Here is a 20,017-nt window from a genome sequence, read left to right as displayed (position 1 = left end):
AAGTTTCAAGGGGAAGTGTGAAGAGAATGGAATTATTGAAGGGGAATGCAGTAAATTTAAATGATACAGCTTATTACAATAATCGAGAGTTAAGTTGGTTAGCATTTAATGAACGTGTCTTACAAGAAGCGCAAGATGCAAATAATCCACTTTTGGAAAGATTGAAATTTATTAGTATTTTTAGTTCGAATTTAGATGAATTTTTTATGGTGCGTGTAGCGGGATTAAAGGATCAAGTGAGTGCTGGATTTAATCAACCAGAAAATAAAGCTGGCTTAACACCAAAAAAGCAATTAAATAAAATTGCGATAAAAGCCCATGCACTAATGACAGTACAATATGATACATTTAAAAATTATGTATTACCAGCGCTTGAGTTAGAGGGAATTGAACGTTTAACATTCAATGATTTGACGAAAGAGCAGCGAGAATTTATAGAAGAGTATTTTGATGAGCAAATTTTTCCGGTGTTAACTCCTGTAGCTATTGATGCATATCGCCCATTTCCAATGTTATTAAACAAAAGTTTGAATTTGGCTACTCTTTTATATGATGAGAAGCAAGCGGAAGAAGAAAACAGGACGAAATTAGGAATTGTGCAAGTTCCTTCATTACTTGAGCGCTTCATAATTTTACCGAGCGAAGGGCAAAAGCATAAATTTATTTTATTAGAAGACGTAATTAGTAGCTTTACTCATAAATTATTTACGGGATATACAGTATCATCTGTTACTCGTTTCCGTATTACACGCAATGCAGATTTAACGATTCATGAAGAAGGTGCGAGAGATTTATTAAAGGTAATTGAAAAAGAATTAAAAAAGCGTAAGTGGGGGGCTGCTGTACGTTTAGAAGTTGGGAAAGAACACATTGATGAAAGAGTATTAGCGTTATTATATGAGGTTCTGGAAGTAAAAGATGAAGATGTATATATAATGGATGGTCCATTAGATTTAACATGTTTGTTTTCTTTATATAAAAAACTAGCTCCTTTATATGAACATCTTGTATATCCAGCTCTTATTCCGCAACCGCCTCAAGATTTAGGTGATGAAGAAGATGTATTTGAAAAAGCAATTGAGCATGATATTTTATTACATCATCCTTTTGAATCATTTCAGCCGGTAGTTGATTTTGTCCGTGATGCGGCAGACGATCCGAATGTACTTGCGATTAAACAAACGTTATATCGTGTAAGTGGTGATTCACCGATTATTCAGGCGTTAAAGATAGCGGCTGAAAAGGGAAAACAAGTGACGGTATTAGTTGAATTAAAAGCAAGGTTTGATGAAGAAAACAATGTTCATTGGGCTAAAGAATTGGAACAGGCAGGCTGTCATGTTATTTACGGTGTAAGTCACTTGAAAACACATAGTAAAATTACGTTAGTTGTAAGAAGAAAAAACGGAAAAATTGAAAGGTTCGTACATCTTGGAACTGGAAACTATAATGATGCAACAGCGAAGTTATATACTGATTTTGGATATATTACATCAAGAAAAGACTTTGGGGTTGATGCAACCAATTTCTTTAATTATTTAAGTGGTTATACAACAAAGCCACATTTTCATCATTTATCGGTTGCTCCATTTGATATAAGAGAGCAATTTATGGATTTAATAGATGAAGAAATCCGTTATCATAGGCAATATGGAAATGGATATATTATCGCTAAGATGAATTCATTAACAGATAAACCATTAATTAAAAAAATGTACGAAGCATCACAAGCTGGAGTAAAGGTAGAGCTCATTGTTCGAGGAACATGTTGCCTACGACCTGGTATTCCAAATGTAAGTGAAAATATTCGTGTAGTTAGTGTTGTTGGAAGATATTTAGAACATAGCCGTATTTATTATTTCCATCATAATGGGGAGGAGAAAATATATTTATCTTCAGCTGATTGGATGACGCGAAATATGGAGAAGCGAGTGGAAATATCTTTCCCGATATTAGATATTGAAATGAAGGCACGAATTAAGGCGATTTTACAGCTTACATTAGCTGATAATGTGAAAACACGTGAACAAAATAAAGATGGTGATTACTATTATGTTATTAATGGTAGTACAGAAGAAATTGATAGCCAAGTGAAGTTGTTTAAGATGGCATATCAAAATACAGACGCTGAATAATGAAAAAAGTAAAAACCTCTTATGTCCATAAGAGGTTTTTACTTTTTTCTACTCATATGCTCCCAAAATGGAAGGATGAGTAGAAACAATAGTTTTATTATAAGCGTGTAATAAGGTGGTTCGTTGAGAGAATAACATTTGAAAGAATCGTTATTTTAACTTAGTAATAGTATGGTTGTTGACAGGGTCCACCGTAACAAGGATAAGGTGCTGGCGGCGGGAAAGGTGGTGGATAAGGTGGATAAAACGGTCGAGGGCCGAAAGCTAATGCTCCGCCGAGCAATCCACCAGCAATTCCAGCTAGAAAGGGAACGCCAAAAAACGGAAAGAAGCGTGAGTCGCCTACTGGACCAATAGGTGCTGAACGGACTGGGATTGGTTGATAATATGGATACATGAACATACCTCCTTTATTGGACTCACTTTCATCATATGGTAAATGAAACATGGATGAGCGCGTACAAGAAAGGATATGCAAGAAAATAGGCGAATTATTACGAATGTTGAAGTATAAAAAGTGTAATTTCAGGTTTTGACATAAAACGGAATGGGACACGTGTTCTTCCGAGGCCTCGATTGACATAGAGAGTTAAATCCTGAATTGTATAGAAGCCTTCAATATAGTCTTGGGCGAGTGCTGGTGTAATAATAGGTCCTAAAAAAGGAATTTGTACTTGTCCGCCGTGACTATGACCAGAAAGTTGCAAGTTGATTGGATATTTAGAAACTTTGGGCGCGATATCTGGTTCGTGAACAAGAACAATGTTATAAGTACTTTGCCGTGCATGCTCTAATGTTTTCTCTATTTTTGGTCTGCCTAGTAGTATATCATCGAGACCGAAAATAGAAATTTCACTATTATCCATTAAACGAATTCTTTTTTCACTATTTAGCAATAGTTCAAATCCAGATTCACGCATGATGTGCTCATAGTATTCAGTTCCATATCCACCGTGATCATGGTTACCATAAATAGCGAATTTACCGAAGGGGGCTTGTATATTTTTTAAAATGGATGCAACGAAAGGAGTGTCAGTATACGTTTGATAATTATCAATGAGATCTCCGGTAAAAAGGACAATATCTGGATTTACAGCATTAATTTTAGAAACAACTTTAGATAAATGTTGAAGCGAGAAATAGTATCCGAGATGTAAATCGCTGAATTGAAGAATTTTTATACCATGAAAACTTTTTGGGATGAGTTGTGATTTTAATGTGTGCTGTGTAAAAGAAATGAAATGGGGCTCTATATATTTAGCATAGTAGTATCCGATGCTACTGGTTATAAATGAATAGAGACAAGTACGCATACCAATTTTTAAAAAATTTCTTCTTGTAATGTGCTTCATAAAAATATGAGTATACCTCAATGTTTTTATTCCATTTATAGGCTACTCAAATCTCCTTTCAGTTTATTTAAAATATACTTTACATAATAAAAAAGTAGTATAGATTACGAAAAAAAATGAATAAAAAGAAAGTTCTTTACGTTAAAATATCAGAAAAGTTTAAAAATATAAAGATTTCTATTAAATAAAGTGATAAAATGAATGTGTATTCATTTTTTGGAGGGGATGTATGTGAAAGAAAAGGTAGTTATTATAACAGGTGGATCGAGTGGAATGGGAAAAGGAATGGCGACTCGTTTTGCAAAAGAAGGGGCACGAGTTGTTATTACCGGACGTACAAAGGAAAAACTAGAGGAAACAAAGTTGGAAATTGAACAATTTCCAGGGCAAGTATTACCTGTACAAATGGATGTAAGAAATACGGATGACATTCAGAAAATGATTGAACAGATTGATGAGAAGTTTGGTAGAATTGATGTTTTAATAAATAATGCAGCTGGAAACTTTATTTGTCCAGCAGAAGATTTATCTGTGAATGGCTGGAATTCAGTCATTAATATTGTGTTAAACGGTACGTTTTACTGTAGTCATGCTGTCGGAAAATATTGGATTGAAAAAGGTATAAAAGGGAATATCATTAACATGGTAGCAACGTATGCATGGGATGCAGGTCCAGGAGTGATTCATTCGGCTGCAGCGAAGGCAGGGGTATTAGCGATGACGAAGACGCTCGCTGTTGAGTGGGGGCGTAAATATGGAATACGAGTTAACGCTATCGCGCCAGGACCAATTGAACGTACGGGCGGTGCTGATAAATTATGGATTTCAGAAGAAATGGCTAAGCGTACGATACAAAGTGTTCCGCTTGGAAGGCTGGGTACGCCAGAAGAAATCGCTGGTCTAGCTTATTATTTATGCTCAGATGAAGCGGCGTACATAAATGGAACTTGCATGACAATGGATGGAGGACAACATTTACATCAATATCCATTTTAAAAGGGATAAAAAATGAATGTTTGATTCATTTTTTATGGTTAAATGTGACGGAATTGTGACATATGAAAGAAAAGTGTTTACAAGAGGTCATATATACGTTATATTTAAGACCTCTTTTTTCTTCATAGTAGAATTGCTAATTCCCCTTAGCATTTTACCCCTCTAATCCCTTCAGGAAAACTGAAGGGATTTTTTATTATTTTTCCGTAAATATCATGTTATAATTTTTGAAAAGTAAAGGGAGGGAAGCACGTTGATAGATGCATTAGATGTAATGAGTAACTTGGATAAAGTCCTTCCTTATTATCAAGCTATTTTTAGTGCTGATGAGCATACTGTAATTGGATATGAAGTAGTAGGACGTATTCAAACAGAAGAGGGCATACAAAGTTTAGCTTCTTTCTTTCACGATGATTCGATTCCAAGTGAATTTCAACTGGAAGCGGATAATATTATAGTAGAAAAAGCTTTAAATCGTTATTTAGAAAGCGATCAAAAATTATTATTATTTATACATCGGAATGCTAATGTATTAATGAATGATGATGAAGAAAGCTTGCTTCAACTTTTATTGAGGTATGAAGAACAAGGTTTAAATTTAAAACAAATTGTTTTAGAGATTACAGAGCATGAATGTAAAGAAGATATAGAGCAATTTAATCATTTGCTTATGTATTATCGTACATATGGTATTCAAATTTCGATTAATAAGGTCGGAACGGGCACAAGTAATTTAGAGCGTATTAGCGTGTTAGCACCTGATATTTTAAAAGTAGATTTAACGAACTTAAGGCAAACAGCACTTTTACAATCTTATCAAGATATTTTATATTCTTTATCATTACTTGCTAGAAGAATTGGTGCAACTTTGTTATATGAAGAAATAGATGCTTTTTATCAACTGCAATATGCTTGGAAGAACGGCGGAAGATATTATCAAGGTAATTATTTGAAAGAATGTTTACCTGATTTTATTGAAACGAATGTTTTGAAAGAGCGACTTGGTAATGAATGTCATCAGTTTATTCAACATGAAAAGAAGAAGTTACAAAAAATTTATAATTTAACAGAGATGTTACGCGATCGCATTGGCGATGTTTTATCAAAACAAAAAAAGAATGAAGATATCAATGATTGGTTATTACAATTTAGTCAAAGTGTATCACAGTATAGTTTTCGCATATTTATTTGTAATGAAGATGGTTTCCAACAATCAGGAAATGTTATGAAAAAAGATGGAGAATGGATTGTGATGCCGGATTATTATATGAAGAACTGGAGTTGGCGCCCGTATTTTCTCGAGAATATCATGAAAATGCGTTTTGAGAATAAGGCAAGGCTTTCAGATTTATATGCAGATATCGAAACGGGCGAAATGGTACGAACATTTTCTTTCCCAATAGATGATGACAACTTTTTATTTATAGATTTATCATATGAATATTTATATGAAGAAGATGTTTTATTTTAATGCACGAAGAGATTCGTGCATTTTTTGTTTGTTTTTATCATAAATTGGTAATAGTGAAAATGGTGATGAAAATGCTGTCTATCGTTGTAAAGATTTTACGAACGAAATCTGTCCTTTCTTTGCATAATCATTGTTACAATGAATACTACAAAGACAAGTTCTTTTAAAAGGAAGGTGAAAAAATGAGGAAATATGGAATATGGCTTGTTCTATTTGTATGTGTTGCCTTTCTAGTTGGTTATAGTGTTACGACTGTTTTAGGGAAAGAGGAAGTGGAAGTGGATCGGAAAGAAGTATTTACAACGATACAAAAAGGCTATGAAACCCAGTTTTCAATTCGTGGGAAGCATTTGCCGATGAATAAGATGATAGAGACGTTATCACCGTATTTTACAGATAATTTCCTTCAAGTATTTACAGATGAAAATAGCAGAAGTGATAAACAAAGTGGTGAATATTTACTTCCGGCAAAAGAAGCGCCGTTTTCTTTTAATTCAGAAACGAAAATGTCGTATGATCAAGAGCATAAAAATTTATATGTATATGAGCGGACAAAAAGTGGACAATATCAAATTGTAACATTGAAAAGGGATCAAGATAAATGGAAGTTAGCAGGATATCATGAAAGTCAGGAACTTTTAACTGAAATAAAAAGGTTGCAACAATTATAAAGTGAAACTTTTAATTAGTGGGAGTTTTACTACCTACAAACAGCGGGATAAGAATAGGAATAGGTATTTACCTATTCCTATTCTATATTGAGTAGTTGTTGTAACTTTTCAATTTGAAAACCTGCAACTACTTCGCCATCAATTACGACTGTTGGAGTTGAATAGGAATCATAGTCGTTTAAAAGACGGTTGCGAGCAGCAGCGTCTTTTTTTACGTCAAATTCTTCATATGCAACGTTATTATGCTTCAAAAATTCTTTCACAATAACACATGGCGGACAATCAGGTTGTGTATAAACCTCAATTTTTTTCATTGTAATTCCTCCCTTTTTCTGTTTTTTATTATATTCTTCCAGTATAAAAACCGCAATAAAGAAGGGGAAATATGTTCTTTCTGTTTTTTCCTTCGCATTTCGACAAATTTTAGTTGAGTTTCTGGCTAATAACCTTTATCCTAGAGTGTGGAACATTTTTTCTGTTATGACGGATAGAATGAGTATAGCTGTAAAACCTATTGGTAGGAAGATCAGAGAAAGGAGAGATTTCATGTCTCTACTCCAAGGAATTTTAACTCGACTTGTTAGTCTACAAGAACAAGCTGAAAGCGGTGAAGTAGCACAACGCTATTTTGAAGTGAACGGTGAGCGCAAATGTAGCGTGAAATTTTTCGATAAAAGTGAAATGTATGAGTTAGAAGTGTATCAACAAGGTGAAAAACCTCAAGTGTACCAATTCGATAATATCGACATGGTTGCAATTGAGATTTACGATATCATTTCTTGATACATATAAAAAAGGTACTGCCATATGGCAGTACCTTTTTTAGTTCTATTACTTTTCAGCGTAATGTATAGAAGTTTTTTATTTTTCCTACAATGGTATTAAAATGAAAATTTAATCCGTGCAAGTTTGCTTATCCATGTGGATAAGTAGTCCCGTCAACCGGGTGAATATGTGAAGCTAAACTTCTCACAATTGCTGGGTTCTGCAAATAGCGGGAGAAATATAACTAGGAGGTTATCGTATGGAACGTTTACCAGTTGTGATTTGTCCTAATTGTCAAAGTTCTGCTGAGATTATTCATGTATTAACGGCTCAATCTAATCAAAATGTAATTTATACGTGTCAAGTTTGTCACTTTGTAATTCGAAATATTGAAACGAATAAAGGATAGGAAGTTATAATTTTAGTTTTTGTCCCATACAATGAGAATACGAAAAGTCTGTCTAATTGAAAGGACGTGACTCTGTGGACGGTGCACATAAATTTTACAATGTTTCAGAGAGACATTTAAATTTTGATATGGTCTTTAACCGTATTTGTAGTTTCATTGAAAAGGATCCGCGAAATTTGTATCGATTATCCATTGGGACAGACTCGCAAGCGCATCAAAAGGATACGAGGTTTATTACAGCAATCCATATTCATCGTGTTGGAAAAGGTGCCTGGGGTTGTTTACACCATAGATCAGTAAAAGATAAGCCAGCGACCTTACGTGAGAAAATATATTTAGAAACGCAGTTTAGTCAAGAAATTGCATGTCTATTTACGCCTACTCATATACAAACAATATGGGAGTTATTGCATCCTTATGCTCAAGATGGGGCTGGATTCATAATGGAAATTCATTTAGACATTGGGAATGATGGTTTAACAAGAGAATTTATTTTAGATATGACAGAAAAAATTCGAGCGATGGGATTAACTGCAAAAATTAAGCCGGATGCTTATGCGGCGTTTAGTTATGCAAATCGATATACGAAATGATTTTTTGTATGTTTATAATTGCTACATATCTTTTGGTAAAAACTGAATATTACATCTATTAAATAGGTTAAATTTTTTATATAATAAGAGTGAGTAACGATGCGAGTGTAAGGAGAGGGGTATATGCAAAGGGAAGTTGTTTTAACGAAGGAAGAAGAAAGTTTACTACTAGATATTTTATTTCAGCAAAATTATGCAAGTGAAATTTTAGCTGTGGAACTTACGGACATTGAGAATGGTTTGAAACAGACAGATGTGATGCAATATAAAAAAATCACAAGGTTATTTTACAGATTAAAAAATAAAGGGTATTAAGCGCTACCGGAATGGTAGTCTTTTTTTTGTGCTGTATGCTAAAATAGCTGTGTGATTGTATTTTTATTGAAATAAATTTAGGACAAAATAATAATATGAAAACGCTGTCATAAAATGTGAATAGAGTTATGAACATAAGCAGGAAAAAGGGAAAATGGGGGATGTAATATGATTAGTATTCCGAAAGACGAATTTCAACAAATTCTTGTGAAGGATTTAATGATTTCATCGGAAAAAGTAGCTCATGTCCAAATTGGAAATGGTTTAGAACATGCTTTACTCGTTCTTGTGAAATCTGGATATTCGGCGATACCTGTCTTAGATCCAATGTATAAATTACATGGTTTGATTAGTACGGCCATGATATTAGATGGTATGTTAGGATTAGAGCGTATTGAGTTTGAAAGACTTGATGATATGAAAGTAGAGCAGGTGATGAAGGAAGATATACCTTTTCTTAAATTAGAAGATTCATTTGCAAAAGCTTTAGAAATGACAATTGATCATCCTTTTATTTGCGCTGTTAATGAAGAAGGCTATTTTGAGGGGATTTTAACACGTCGGGCTATTTTAAAATTGTTGAATAAGAAAGTAAGGCAACATAATCGATAACGTGAGAAAAGTGACTTCATAGAAACGAAGAAGTCACTTTTTTTTCGTGCATATCACTTGTGTATGTATTATATTAAAAAAGACATAAAACATAAGGGAAGTTTGCGCTGAAAAATTGTATTTTCTGAATGAAAGCTTAATGGAATAAGGTGTATGGAAGCTAAGGAAAGAGGGAGAAAGTTGCAAATTGATGATTTTCAAATGATGGTTGTGTTAGCTCAGGAATCAAATATGAGAAAAGCGGCGGAACGTTTATTTGTTTCACAACCTGCGCTGAGTCAACGATTACAATCTATGGAGAAACAATGGGGAATGAAGTTTTTTATTCGCTCACAAAAAGGATTGACAATTACACCTGAAGGGGAAAAAGTTGCAAATTATGCCAAAGAAATGTTGCAAAAGGAAGAGGATATAAAAAGTGAGCTAGCTGTTTTTAGAACGGAAACTCATGGAACTTTAAAAATAGCTGTTGCATCAGTTATTGGTCAATATTGGCTCCCTCCTGTTTTGAAAAAGTTTGTGCATAAATATCCTTCTGTAAAGATATCGCTGTTTACTGGATGGAGTAGTGAAGTGCAAAAGCAGTTTTATGAAGGAGACGTTCATGTTGCTATACTGAGGGGAACACAAGAATATAAAGGTCAAAAGCAACAATTATTTGAAGATGAACTGTATTTAGTTGATAAAGAAATAAAAGATATTTCGATGCTAAAAGAAACAAATAGACCGTTCATTCAATTTAAAAGTGACTCAACTTATTATGGACAAATACAAAATTGGTGGTATGGTTTATTTTCTAATCCGCCTAAGCGAACGATTGTAGTTGACCAAATTGAAACATGCAAACAACTTGTTTTAAATGGTATAGGTTACGCCCTTTTACCTTCTACTGTTTTAAAGGAAGTACAGGAAAATATGTATAAAACACCTGTTCAACTGACGAGAGAAACATGGTTGTTAACAAGTGACTCGGCAAGGCAGTTGAAGCAAGTACAAGCATTTTTAGAAATTATAGAAGAAATTCAAAGGGAAAAATAAGATTATTATCTTGCTACTCGCTCTTTCGTTTGGTAGAGTAACATTATAAATGGATTTAGGAGGCAACAAGAATGAAAATGATGGACGCTAACGAAATTATTTCGTTTATTCAAAAAAGTGAAAAGAAAACTCCTGTAAAGGTATACATAAAAGGGGATTTAAAAGAAGTAACATTCCCTGAAACAGTACAAGCATTTGTGAATAAAAAATCAGGTGTATTATTCGGAGAATGGTCTGAAATTAAGACAATTCTTGATGAAAATAATAAGCACATCGTTGACTACGTTGTAGAAAACGATCGTCGTAATTCTGCAATTCCAATGCTTGATTTAAAAGGTATTAAAGCTCGCATCGAGCCAGGTGCTATTATTCGTGACCATGTTGAAATTGGTGACAACGCTGTAATTATGATGAATGCAACAATTAACATTGGTGCTGTAATTGGCGAAGGTTCTATGATCGACATGAACGCAGTACTTGGTGGACGTGCAACAGTCGGTAAAAACTGTCACGTAGGTGCAGGTGCTGTACTTGCAGGTGTTATTGAGCCACCTTCTGCAAAACCAGTTATCGTTGAAGATGATGTAGTAATCGGTGCAAACGTAGTTGTTTTAGAGGGTGTTACAGTAGGTAAAGGTGCAGTTGTAGCAGCAGGAGCTGTTGTAACAGAAGATGTGCCTCCATACACAGTTGTTGCAGGTACTCCAGCACGTGTAATTAAAGAAATTGATGAGAAGACAAAAGCAAAAACAGAAATTAAACAAGAGCTTCGTCAATTAAACCCAGAGAAATAAAAAGTAAAAAAAGCGTAAGAGCGTAAATGGGCTCTTACGCTTTTTATAGATAGAGGTGCAAAAATGACAGTAAGCAAATTTGTCCAAATTCGTAGAGATCTACATAGAATTCCGGAAATCGGATTTAAGGAATGGAAAACACAACAGTATATTTTAGATTATATAGGAACACTTTCTCATGAATTTGTGGAAGTGAAGACATGGAAAACGGGTGTAATCGTTAAAGTAAATGGAAAAAATCCAGAAAAAATAATAGGTTATCGTGCAGATATAGATGGTCTGCCAATTACAGAGGAAACTGGATATGAGTTTGCTTCTATTCATGAAGGAATGATGCATGCATGTGGCCACGATGTACATACAACAATCGGTTTAGGCCTTCTAACGAAAGCTGTGAGCGAAAGAATAGATGATGACCTTGTATTTCTATTCCAGCCAGCAGAAGAAGGACCAGGCGGTGCACTTCCTATGTTAGAAAGTGAAGAGTTAAAAGAATGGAAACCAAATATAATTCTTGGTCTTCATATTGCACCAGAATACGCTGTAGGGACAATTGCAACGAAAGAAGGACTGTTATTTGCTAATACTTCAGAATTATATATTGATTTAAAAGGGAAAGGTGGCCATGCTGCCTATCCGCATACTGCAAATGATATGATTGTTGCAGCGAGTCATCTTGTTACACAGCTTCAATCCGTTATTAGTCGCAATGTAAATCCTCTTGATAGTGCAGTAATTACAATCGGGAAAATTACAGGTGGTACGGTTCAAAATATTATTGCAGAAAAATCTCGTTTAGAAGGAACGATTCGAACATTATCAGTGGAATCAATGAAGCGTGTGAAAAGCAGAATTGAGGCAATTGTTGCAGGTATCGAAGCTTCTTTCCAGTGTGAGGCGATTATAGATTACGGAGCAATGTATCATCAAGTATATAACCATGAAGAGTTAACAAGAGAGTTTATGCAATTTGTACATAAACAAACAGATATGAATGTTATTACATGTACTGAGGCAATGACAGGTGAAGATTTTGGTTATATGCTTCGAGAAATCCCTGGATTTATGTTTTGGCTTGGAGTAAATTCAGAATATGGTTTACATCATGCAAAATTAAAACCAGACGAAGAAGTGATTGAAAAGGCAATTACATTTTTAAGCCAATATGTAAAGTGGAAAGGGAATAGAAAATAAAACTTCCGCTTTATTGAAGGTTCCAAAAAACTTTTTGTTATGAGGTGTAAGTAACGCTCGTATAGAGTGATTTTAGACATTTACATACAAATGAAAGAATAAAGTTAATTGGACTGTTTTAATAATGAGCAGGGGGTTTTTAGCCACTGCTCATTATTAATTATTTGACTAACTTATATATGTTTACTTTTAGTATGAAAAGTGTGTAAAATCAATGTGAAACATAGAAAAAAGGGTGGGGAATTACGTGCAAATTAGCAGTGCGATTTTATGTTTCGTCTTATATGCGTATGTTATTATTGCGGCGGTTTATTTTGGGATAAGTTTTTATGCCTATCGTTTAGTAGATAATAATGAATATGACGAAACATACAAATGGGTGAAGAGATATTTATCACCTGTACTAGAAATTATGAATGGGTTTGTGCTCTTTTTATTTATTGGATTAATTGCTTTCTCAACGAGTTTAGTAGGGAATAAAACTACGTTATTTGTATTGGGTATCATTATTTTTATGTTGTTAGGAATAAGGATTGGTAATACGGTCTTTTGGAATGAAAGAAAAGTAGATGGTTGGACGGGAATGTTAATTCCATGCATGTTAGCTGCAATCGTGACAAATATAGAACATGAATATTATCAATTACATTTTTGGCTTATTATCGTTTTAACAATTCTTTCTGTTTTGTATATAAGCACAGTAGTACTAACATATATTGCACATGAAAAAGGTGATGTTAAAGGCACTCGTTTCTTTAGAGGACGGGCATTATTTTGGAGTGTGCCGACGATGGCAGTTATCGCGCTTATTGCGATATTGGTAAATGGATATCAATTTTCTAGTTGGCAACTATTTTTAGAAAATTGGTGGATCTTTATCTTTTCGTTTATTGCTTTTTTAGGTGCAACGCATTATTTATTCCATCAACATCATTACATATGGGCGTTGTTATTTGCATTCATACAGCTTCTATTTGCCTTTTTTGGTCAAGAAACATTATTATTCGTTTTTGAAACATTTAGTTCGTTTGGAAATATATTTGTATTTGCTATGTTACTTGTTGGTATCGCTTTTTACTTGCAACAATATTTTTATATACAAAAACAAAAATAAAAGCTAATTACAGTTTTTGTGACGCATATAAAGTGTGTTACACTGAAAATAAATAGTACTTGAAGTTATTGGAGGAATTCCTGTGGGTGAGAAAGAAAAAGAATTTGCTGTCATTGGACTTGGTCGCTTTGGTGGAAGTATTTGCCGAGAACTAGCTCAATTAGGTATGGAAGTAATGGCAATCGACTCAGATGAGGATAAAATTAATGAATTTGCAAATATAGCTTCGCATGCTGTAATTGCAGATTCAACAGATGAGATGGTATTAAAAAGCCTTGGTATTCGAAATTTTGATCACGTAGTCGTTGCTATTGGAGATAATTTAAATTCAAGTATTTTAACTACTTTGATTTTGAAAGAGTTGGGTGTAAAAAATATTACTGTAAAAGCTCAAAATGATTATCATGAAAAAGTGTTAAGTAAAATAGGTGCAGATCATATTGTGCATCCAGAACGTGATATGGGGAAAAGGATTGCTAATAATATTGCATCAAGCAATGTTTTAGACTACCTTGAGCTTTCAGATGAGCATAGTATTGTAGAGATTATTGCGAATAAAAAAATTGATGGGCACTCTTTAATTGAATTAGATATTCGTGCGAAGTTTGGATTGAATATTGTAGCAATTAAACGAGGTAAAGAAGTTATCGTATCCCCTCGGGCTACGGAGAATATTCAAGCAGGAGATATATTAATTGTCATTGGTCATGACGATGAAGTGGATCGATTTAAACACTTTTTAAGATAAGAGAAAAGAAAAGGACAATGCCTTCATAGCATTGTCCTTTTTCTTATATTTCCATAATGATTGGTAAAATCATTGGACGGCGTTTCGTTTTCTCATATAGGAATGGAGCTAATGTGTCTGTAATTTCATTTTTAATTTCAGACCATTGTGTTGTTTTACGCTCCATTACTTTTTCTAAATGAGTTGTAATTAATGTTTGTGCATCATTGATTAAATCGCTGCTTTCACGCATGTAAACGAAACCGCGTGAGATGATATCAGGTCCTGCTGCAACTTTAAATTCTTTCATATCAATGCTTACAACTACAATTACAAGTCCTTCTTCAGAAAGGATACGACGATCTCGTAATACGATATTGCCAATATCTCCAATACCGTTTCCATCAATGTAGACCGAACCAGATGGGATTTTTCCAGCTACGCTAGCTTCATCCGAACGTAAAGCAAGAACATCGCCATTATCCATAATGAAGCAATTTTCTTCAGGGATACCACAATCATTTGCTATGTTCATGTGCATACGCTGCATACGATATTCACCATGAATTGGCATGAAGTACTTCGGTTTAATTAGACGTAACATTAACTTTTGTTCTTCTTGTCCACCGTGTCCACTTGTATGGATATTTGAAAGTTTCCCGTGAATTACATCAGCGCCAGCGCGGTACAACATGTTAATTGTACGACTTACGCTAATTGTATTTCCTGGAATTGGTGAAGAAGAGAAAACAACTGTATCTCCAGGAATAATTTGAATTTGGCGGTGTGTACCGTTTGCAATACGTGAAAGTGCTGCCATCGGTTCACCTTGACTACCTGTACATAAAATAACAACTTTATTAGCTGGTAAACGGTTTAGTTGAGATGCATCTATGAATGTATCTTTCGGGCAACGAATATAACCAAGGTTTTGTCCGATTTCAATCGCTGCTTCCATACTTCGACCAAACACAGCTACTTTACGGTTGTTTTCAACAGCAGCTTCAATAACTTGTTGTAAGCGGTGAATATTTGATGCAAAGGTTGCGAATATAATCCGTCCGTCTACTTTACGGAAAATGTCTTGAATGCTATCACCAACGCGACGCTCAGACATAGTAAAGTTTGGAACTTCACTGTTCGTACTATCAGATAATAGACATAGCACGCCATCTTTACCGATTTCAGCCATTTTTGTTAAATCAGCTGGTTCACCAACTGGTGTGAAATCAAATTTGAAATCACCTGTATGAACAACTTGACCTTGAGGTGTTTTCACAACAACGCCGTACGAATCTGGAATACTGTGAGTTGTACGGAAGAAGGATACAGACGTTTTTTTGAATTTAATAACGTCATCTTCTTGAATTTCGTAAAGTTTTGCTTTACGAAGTAAGCCGTGTTCTTCTAATTTGTTTTTGATGAGTGCAATTGCTAATTTTCCGCCGTAAATCGGGATGTTCACTTGACGTAATAGGTAAGGGATTCCGCCGATATGATCTTCGTGACCATGTGTAATGAATAACCCTTTAATTTTATCTTCGTTTCGCACAAAATAAGTGTAGTCTGGTATTACATAATCGATTCCGAGAAGTTCGTCCTCTGGAAATTTAATTCCAGCATCAATTATAATAATTTCATCTTGAAATTGAACAGCGTATGTATTTTTACCGATTTCACCAAGCCCACCGAGAGCAAATACAGCAACTTGGTCGTTTTTTAGAAATTTCATATCGCTATACGATTTCCGCTAATGTTAAATCAGCGTTTTCTTTTTCATATTCAAGATGAGCGCCAGTAACAGACTGAACAAACTCGATATTATATGCGAACTTATTTAATTTTGTACGAACATCCTTTTCAGACGTAGCCTCTAAATATAAAACTTTTGTATTTTCACGTACTGGAACCTCAGTTAATTTTTCTTGATAAAATACTTTAAAAATCATTTGGAAAACCTCTCCTTGTCTATGTTTTGCATTATCTGTTACTTATTATAAAGCAAACAGTCACGATTTTCATGTTTTTTCGAATGAGAATGAAGAAAAAGCCCGAAATGGGCACAATTTAAGCGATTGTCTTTTTACGGACTAGACCGTTTAAATAACGCTTGAGCTTTTTCTTCAGCTTCTTCAGCATGATTACTCCTTCCTTTCCTTATTTTAAACATGCATATTACTAGTGAAAATTCTATCTCTGATATAAGAGATAGGACAAAAGTGAATGGTGAGTCTTGTCCTTTCCCATACAGTGAAAGTTATTCTATAGTAACGATTAGTAGCCGTTAGTTATAGGTATAGTATGAGGAAGAATGGAAAAGAAAATTCATCCGAACAAGTATCCACATGTTTTACTAATATATATATGCAAAGTTTACAAATAAGGTCAGAAAGGGAACGCTTTCTTCACAGATGTTTAATATGTTATACTTTTTTTTAGAATTTGAAAAGTGATATTCAAAATAGGAATATAGAGTGCCAGAAAGGATTTTGACAAATGAATGATAAAATTGTCTTTTTTGATATTGATGGAACATTATTAGATCATGATAAAAAAATTCCACAATCTACACGAGATGCAGTAAAACAGTTACAAGAAAAAGGTGTACATGTAGCAATTGCGACAGGGCGCGCGCCATTTATGTTCGAAGATATTCGTAAGGAACTTGATATACATAATTATGTTAGTTTTAATGGACAATACGTTGTCTTTGAAGATGATGTAATATTTAATAATCCGTTACATCCAGATGCTTTACATAAGTTTACTCAGTTTGCAAAACAAGAAGGATATCCACTTGTATATCTTGACCATCAAGATATGAGAGCATCAGTGGAATATCATGATTATGTGAAAGAAGGCTTTGGAAGCTTAAACTTTGAGCATCCACCATATGAGCCTAATTTTTATGAGGAACGTAATATTTATCAAACACTACTTTTTTGTGAAGTAAATGAAGAGAAAAAGTTTATTAATCATTATCCAGATTTTCATTTTATTCGTTGGCATGCATATTCAATGGATATCATTCCGAATGGTGGTTCTAAGGCAAAAGGAATTGAGAAATACATTGAAAAATTAGGTTTTAATCGTGATCAAGTGTATGCATTTGGAGATGGTTTAAATGATTTAGAAATGATCGAAGCCGTTGGCACAGGTATTGTGATGGGAAATGGCCATGAAGACTTGAAAAAACTTGCAAATCATGTGACAAAGGATGTTAGTGAAGACGGTATATATCATGGACTAAAGTGGGCTGGATTGCTATAAGTGAATATGGAACCCATTTCATAATAAAGAGGCGGAAGATTAACTTCCGCCTCTTTATTATTATCGCTCTAGAGGTTTGGAATCATCAGGAGCGGCAAAAGGATTTTCTTTATTGATATGGTCATAGAACATAACGCCATTTAAATGGTCAATCTCGTGTTGGAATACGATTGCTGGTAAACCTTTTAAACGCAATTTTACTTCTTCGCCGTTAATAGAAGTTGCTTTTACTGTAATTCTTGTATAACGAGGAACATAACCAGGTACTTCGCGGTCTACAGATAGACAGCCTTCACCACCCTGTAAATATGTACGTTCAACAGAATGGCTAATGATTTTTGGATTGAATAATGCATGGCTATATAATGTACCATCCGCATCGGTTACATGAACTGCAATCATTTTTTTTGAAACACCGATTTGCGGAGCCGCTAATCCGATTCCAGGGCGTAAACTATATTTTTCAGCCATTTCAGGATCTTGGCTATTTATTACGAATTCAATCATTTCTTTTAAGGTAGTTGTATCTTCTTCGCTTGCCGGTAATGACACCTCTTCTGCAACGTTGCGCAAAATAGGATCTCCTTCGCGAATAACATCTTTCATTGTAAGCATATGTAATCTCTCCTTTCCTCTTTAGTCTACCAAAGGAGATGGAAAAAGTCATCGGCAAGAAAGGGTAGGCATTTTGGAAATCGTTCTATTATAGAGTAGTTATGTATGTGATAAACAGAAAAAGACGGCAAAGCCGTCTTTTTCTTTCCATAGTTGTTTCGTTTTACATTAGCGAATGCAAGCAGCACCAACGATAATTAAAAGAATAAACAACACAACGATTAAGGCGAAGCCGCGTCCAGACCCGCCACAAGAACCGCCATAACCGTAGGAAGGATATGAACAAGTTGGATAGCAATATGAGTATCCGTACATGAGATGACCTCCTTTATCATTTCCCGCTAATACTGCGGTTACTATAATGTATGGAAGAGAGGGTGGAAATGTATAGGTATTTACCTAAAAAAGGAAGAGTAGTTTGTATATTTTTGTTACGAAGAGAGAAAAACTAAAGAGAATTAAATCGTTTACATATTATTCTAAGAGAAAAAATAAGTGAAAAAGGGAATAATATAACAGTAGGTCAATGCTTACTAATACAGATGTAAAAAATAAAAACACGTTTGTGTAGTAGAAACCTGCATATTATTTATAAAAAAACGTATTCAAAGTAATTGACATCGTAATTAGAATAGTTGTAAACTAAAAAACGTGATCAAGATTGTATTAATATGTTTCTGAAAAAACATTAGTACAGATTGTTAGGTACACAAAATTATTCTCAACCGACAGACAAACATGTTGGTTTACATCGTTGCGCTTTTTAAACTGGAAAATAGCCAGTGAAAGCGTTTCAGAATATGGTTCAAGAGAGGAAGAGGTGAACGGAATGGGTACTAAAACAAAAAAGACCCTATTTAATGTTGATGAGCAAATGAAAGCTATCGCAGCTCAATTTGAAACATTACAAATTTTAAATGAAAACGGTGAAGTTGTGAATGAAGCAGCTATGCCTGAATTATCTGATGATCAATTAAAAGAATTAATGCGTCGTATGGTGTATACACGCGTATTAGATCAACGTTCTATTTCTTTAAACCGTCAAGGACGTTTAGGTTTCTACGCACCTACAGCTGGACAAGAAGCTTCTCAATTAGCGAGTCATTTCGCACTTGAAGCAGAAGACTTCATCTTACCAGGGTACCGTGATGTACCACAATTAGTATGGCACGGATTACCATTATACCAAGCATTCTTATTCTCTCGTGGACACTTCATGGGTAACCAAATGCCTGAGAATGTAAATGCATTAGCTCCACAAATCATTATCGGTGCGCAAATCATCCAAACTGCTGGTGTTGCGTTAGGTATGAAACTACGTGGTAAAAAATCTGTTGCAATTACTTACACTGGTGACGGTGGTGCTTCACAAGGTGACTTCTACGAAGGTATGAACTTTGCAGGTGCATTCAAAGCTCCAGCAATCTTCGTTGTTCAAAACAACCGTTATGCAATTTCTACTCCAGTAGAAAAGCAATCTGCAGCTAAAACTGTAGCACAAAAAGCAGTAGCAGCAGGTATTTACGGAATTCAAGTAGACGGTATGGATCCATTAGCTGTATACGCAGCAACTGCTTTCGCTCGTGAGCGCGCAGTAAATGGCGAAGGCCCTACTTTAATCGAGACTTTAACATTCCGTTACGGTCCACATACAATGGCTGGTGATGACCCAACTCGTTACCGTACAAAAGATATCGAAAACGAATGGGAACAAAAAGACCCAATCGTACGCTTCCGTAAGTTCTTAGAAGCTAAAGGCCTATGGTCTCAAGAAGTTGAAGAGACAGTAATCGAAGAAGCAAAAGAAGATATCAAACAAGCAATTGCTAAGGCTGACCAAGCTCCAAAACAAAAAGTAACTGATTTAATGGAAATCATGTACGAAAAAATGCCTTACAACTTAGCTGAACAATATGAAATTTACAAAGAAAAGGAGTCGAAGTAAG

General features: G+C 34.7%; 23 protein-coding genes. 16 read left to right on the top strand and 7 right to left on the bottom strand.

The genetic code is table 11. The features are described 5' to 3' along the window. Nucleotides 1-26: 26 nt before the first annotated feature. Nucleotides 27-2,135 (top strand): polyphosphate kinase, encoded by a 2,109-nt coding sequence (locus ACUXVC_RS20105; RefSeq protein ID WP_053563730.1) that lies wholly within the window; start codon nucleotides 27-29, stop codon nucleotides 2,133-2,135. Between the two features lie 160 nt (nucleotides 2,136-2,295). On the opposite strand, the gene ACUXVC_RS20100 is transcribed toward ACUXVC_RS20105, so the two are convergent. Beyond that, complete coding sequence (locus ACUXVC_RS20100; RefSeq protein ID WP_000283738.1) at nucleotides 2,296-2,532, bottom strand: hypothetical protein; 237 nt, start codon at nucleotides 2,530-2,532, stop codon at nucleotides 2,296-2,298. Between the two features lie 97 nt (nucleotides 2,533-2,629). Then, on the bottom strand, nucleotides 2,630-3,487 hold the full coding sequence (locus tag ACUXVC_RS20095) for a metallophosphoesterase (RefSeq protein WP_053565477.1): 858 nt from the start codon (nucleotides 3,485-3,487) through the stop codon (nucleotides 2,630-2,632). Nucleotides 3,488-3,718: 231 nt separating this feature from the next. On the opposite strand from ACUXVC_RS20095, the gene fadH reads away from it, so the two are divergent. From fadH to ACUXVC_RS20080, 3 genes are all read left to right on the top strand, one after another. Beyond that, on the top strand, nucleotides 3,719-4,483 hold the full coding sequence (fadH, locus tag ACUXVC_RS20090) for a 2,4-dienoyl-CoA reductase (protein WP_000660913.1): 765 nt from the start codon (nucleotides 3,719-3,721) through the stop codon (nucleotides 4,481-4,483). 253 nt (nucleotides 4,484-4,736) lie between these two features. After that, nucleotides 4,737-5,954: an EAL domain-containing protein gene (locus ACUXVC_RS20085; RefSeq protein WP_098678449.1), complete on the top strand. Its 1,218-nt coding sequence runs from the start codon at nucleotides 4,737-4,739 to the stop codon at nucleotides 5,952-5,954. Nucleotides 5,955-6,136: 182 nt separating this feature from the next. After that, nucleotides 6,137-6,625, top strand: coding sequence for a DUF3993 domain-containing protein (locus ACUXVC_RS20080; protein WP_001233805.1), 489 nt, complete (start codon nucleotides 6,137-6,139; stop codon nucleotides 6,623-6,625). A 77-nt stretch (nucleotides 6,626-6,702) separates the two neighbouring features. Here ACUXVC_RS20080 and ACUXVC_RS20075 read toward each other — a convergent pair whose 3' ends face one another. Then, complete coding sequence (locus ACUXVC_RS20075) at nucleotides 6,703-6,939, bottom strand: glutaredoxin family protein (protein ID WP_000717873.1); 237 nt, start codon at nucleotides 6,937-6,939, stop codon at nucleotides 6,703-6,705. Nucleotides 6,940-7,171: 232 nt separating this feature from the next. Between ACUXVC_RS20075 and ACUXVC_RS20070 the strand changes: the two genes are divergently transcribed. From ACUXVC_RS20070 to ACUXVC_RS20025, 10 genes are all read left to right on the top strand, one after another. Beyond that, nucleotides 7,172-7,408, top strand: coding sequence for a YkuJ family protein (locus ACUXVC_RS20070; RefSeq protein ID WP_000055151.1), 237 nt, complete (start codon nucleotides 7,172-7,174; stop codon nucleotides 7,406-7,408). A gap of 241 nt (nucleotides 7,409-7,649) precedes the next feature. Next, nucleotides 7,650-7,799, top strand: coding sequence for a hypothetical protein (locus ACUXVC_RS20065; RefSeq protein WP_000440540.1), 150 nt, complete (start codon nucleotides 7,650-7,652; stop codon nucleotides 7,797-7,799). Nucleotides 7,800-7,873: 74 nt separating this feature from the next. Further along, nucleotides 7,874-8,392 carry a ribonuclease H-like YkuK family protein gene (locus ACUXVC_RS20060; protein ID WP_000348490.1) on the top strand — a complete coding sequence of 173 codons (519 nt, stop codon included), beginning with the start codon at nucleotides 7,874-7,876 and terminating at the stop codon, nucleotides 8,390-8,392. A 123-nt stretch (nucleotides 8,393-8,515) separates the two neighbouring features. Continuing rightward, nucleotides 8,516-8,707, top strand: coding sequence for an antirepressor AbbA (abbA, locus tag ACUXVC_RS20055; RefSeq protein ID WP_001188692.1), 192 nt, complete (start codon nucleotides 8,516-8,518; stop codon nucleotides 8,705-8,707). Between the two features lie 168 nt (nucleotides 8,708-8,875). Continuing rightward, a complete protein-coding gene (gene cbpB / locus ACUXVC_RS20050) occupies nucleotides 8,876-9,319 on the top strand; it encodes a cyclic-di-AMP-binding protein CbpB (RefSeq protein ID WP_000623573.1) in 444 nt (147 codons plus the stop codon). Between the two features lie 153 nt (nucleotides 9,320-9,472). Further along, complete coding sequence (locus tag ACUXVC_RS20045; RefSeq protein ID WP_002094125.1) at nucleotides 9,473-10,357, top strand: LysR family transcriptional regulator; 885 nt, start codon at nucleotides 9,473-9,475, stop codon at nucleotides 10,355-10,357. 71 nt (nucleotides 10,358-10,428) lie between these two features. Next, complete coding sequence (gene dapD, locus ACUXVC_RS20040; protein WP_000783241.1) at nucleotides 10,429-11,151, top strand: 2,3,4,5-tetrahydropyridine-2,6-dicarboxylate N-acetyltransferase; 723 nt, start codon at nucleotides 10,429-10,431, stop codon at nucleotides 11,149-11,151. Nucleotides 11,152-11,214: 63 nt separating this feature from the next. Beyond that, the gene (locus ACUXVC_RS20035; RefSeq protein WP_000218671.1) at nucleotides 11,215-12,345 is read left to right on the top strand and encodes an N-acetyldiaminopimelate deacetylase; all 1,131 of its coding nucleotides are present in this window, start codon (nucleotides 11,215-11,217) and stop codon (nucleotides 12,343-12,345) included. Between the two features lie 247 nt (nucleotides 12,346-12,592). Further along, nucleotides 12,593-13,459: a hypothetical protein gene (locus ACUXVC_RS20030; RefSeq protein WP_001167322.1), complete on the top strand. Its 867-nt coding sequence runs from the start codon at nucleotides 12,593-12,595 to the stop codon at nucleotides 13,457-13,459. 82 nt (nucleotides 13,460-13,541) lie between these two features. Continuing rightward, the gene (locus tag ACUXVC_RS20025; protein WP_000504032.1) at nucleotides 13,542-14,207 is read left to right on the top strand and encodes a potassium channel family protein; all 666 of its coding nucleotides are present in this window, start codon (nucleotides 13,542-13,544) and stop codon (nucleotides 14,205-14,207) included. A 43-nt stretch (nucleotides 14,208-14,250) separates the two neighbouring features. Here the strand turns inward: ACUXVC_RS20025 and rnjA are convergent, their stop codons facing one another. Together rnjA and ACUXVC_RS20015 are read right to left on the bottom strand one after the other, a co-directional pair. Then, nucleotides 14,251-15,918: a ribonuclease J1 gene (rnjA, locus tag ACUXVC_RS20020; RefSeq protein ID WP_000670375.1), complete on the bottom strand. Its 1,668-nt coding sequence runs from the start codon at nucleotides 15,916-15,918 to the stop codon at nucleotides 14,251-14,253. 4 nt (nucleotides 15,919-15,922) lie between these two features. Then, nucleotides 15,923-16,135 (bottom strand): DNA-dependent RNA polymerase subunit epsilon, encoded by a 213-nt coding sequence (locus ACUXVC_RS20015; protein ID WP_000576435.1) that lies wholly within the window; start codon nucleotides 16,133-16,135, stop codon nucleotides 15,923-15,925. Between the two features lie 547 nt (nucleotides 16,136-16,682). Here ACUXVC_RS20015 and ACUXVC_RS20010 point away from each other — a divergent pair. Further along, nucleotides 16,683-17,456, top strand: a complete 774-nt coding sequence (locus tag ACUXVC_RS20010; protein ID WP_078400474.1) for a Cof-type HAD-IIB family hydrolase — start codon at nucleotides 16,683-16,685, stop codon at nucleotides 17,454-17,456. Nucleotides 17,457-17,516: 60 nt separating this feature from the next. Here ACUXVC_RS20010 and def read toward each other — a convergent pair whose 3' ends face one another. Further along, the gene (gene def, locus ACUXVC_RS20005; protein ID WP_000957048.1) at nucleotides 17,517-18,071 is read right to left on the bottom strand and encodes a peptide deformylase; all 555 of its coding nucleotides are present in this window, start codon (nucleotides 18,069-18,071) and stop codon (nucleotides 17,517-17,519) included. Between the two features lie 168 nt (nucleotides 18,072-18,239). Further along, the gene (locus ACUXVC_RS20000) at nucleotides 18,240-18,386 is read right to left on the bottom strand and encodes a YjcZ family sporulation protein (protein ID WP_000274562.1); all 147 of its coding nucleotides are present in this window, start codon (nucleotides 18,384-18,386) and stop codon (nucleotides 18,240-18,242) included. Between the two features lie 514 nt (nucleotides 18,387-18,900). On the opposite strand from ACUXVC_RS20000, the gene pdhA reads away from it, so the two are divergent. Continuing rightward, nucleotides 18,901-20,016 carry a pyruvate dehydrogenase E1 component subunit alpha gene (gene pdhA, locus ACUXVC_RS19995; protein ID WP_000536895.1) on the top strand — a complete coding sequence of 372 codons (1,116 nt, stop codon included), beginning with the start codon at nucleotides 18,901-18,903 and terminating at the stop codon, nucleotides 20,014-20,016. Nucleotide 20,017: the final 1 nt, after the last annotated feature.

This window comes from Bacillus sp. N6, assembly GCF_052805735.1.
This window is presented reverse-complemented; position numbering and strand designations above follow the sequence as displayed.

Excerpts from the sequence above, each read along its gene's own strand:
- ACUXVC_RS20075 (WP_000717873.1), bottom strand. The coding sequence starts at position 6,939 with ATGAAAAAAATTGAGGTTTATACACAACCTGATTGTCCGCCATGTGTT.
- def (WP_000957048.1), bottom strand. The coding sequence starts at position 18,071 with ATGCTTACAATGAAAGATGTTATTCGCGAAGGAGATCCTATTTTGCGC.
- ACUXVC_RS20000 (WP_000274562.1), bottom strand. The coding sequence starts at position 18,386 with ATGTACGGATACTCATATTGCTATCCAACTTGTTCATATCCTTCCTAC.
- ACUXVC_RS20015 (WP_000576435.1), bottom strand. The coding sequence starts at position 16,135 with ATGATTTTTAAAGTATTTTATCAAGAAAAATTAACTGAGGTTCCAGTA.
- rnjA (WP_000670375.1), bottom strand. The coding sequence starts at position 15,918 with ATGAAATTTCTAAAAAACGACCAAGTTGCTGTATTTGCTCTCGGTGGG.
- abbA (WP_001188692.1), top strand. The coding sequence starts at position 8,516 with ATGCAAAGGGAAGTTGTTTTAACGAAGGAAGAAGAAAGTTTACTACTA.
- ACUXVC_RS20080 (WP_001233805.1), top strand. The coding sequence starts at position 6,137 with ATGAGGAAATATGGAATATGGCTTGTTCTATTTGTATGTGTTGCCTTT.
- ACUXVC_RS20065 (WP_000440540.1), top strand. The coding sequence starts at position 7,650 with ATGGAACGTTTACCAGTTGTGATTTGTCCTAATTGTCAAAGTTCTGCT.
- ACUXVC_RS20105 (WP_053563730.1), top strand. The coding sequence starts at position 27 with ATGGAATTATTGAAGGGGAATGCAGTAAATTTAAATGATACAGCTTAT.
- ACUXVC_RS20010 (WP_078400474.1), top strand. The coding sequence starts at position 16,683 with ATGAATGATAAAATTGTCTTTTTTGATATTGATGGAACATTATTAGAT.
- ACUXVC_RS20045 (WP_002094125.1), top strand. The coding sequence starts at position 9,473 with ATGGAAGCTAAGGAAAGAGGGAGAAAGTTGCAAATTGATGATTTTCAA.
- dapD (WP_000783241.1), top strand. The coding sequence starts at position 10,429 with ATGAAAATGATGGACGCTAACGAAATTATTTCGTTTATTCAAAAAAGT.
- ACUXVC_RS20100 (WP_000283738.1), bottom strand. The coding sequence starts at position 2,532 with ATGTATCCATATTATCAACCAATCCCAGTCCGTTCAGCACCTATTGGT.
- ACUXVC_RS20035 (WP_000218671.1), top strand. The coding sequence starts at position 11,215 with ATGACAGTAAGCAAATTTGTCCAAATTCGTAGAGATCTACATAGAATT.
- ACUXVC_RS20095 (WP_053565477.1), bottom strand. The coding sequence starts at position 3,487 with ATGAAGCACATTACAAGAAGAAATTTTTTAAAAATTGGTATGCGTACT.
- cbpB (WP_000623573.1), top strand. The coding sequence starts at position 8,876 with ATGATTAGTATTCCGAAAGACGAATTTCAACAAATTCTTGTGAAGGAT.
- pdhA (WP_000536895.1), top strand. The coding sequence starts at position 18,901 with ATGGGTACTAAAACAAAAAAGACCCTATTTAATGTTGATGAGCAAATG.
- ACUXVC_RS20070 (WP_000055151.1), top strand. The coding sequence starts at position 7,172 with ATGTCTCTACTCCAAGGAATTTTAACTCGACTTGTTAGTCTACAAGAA.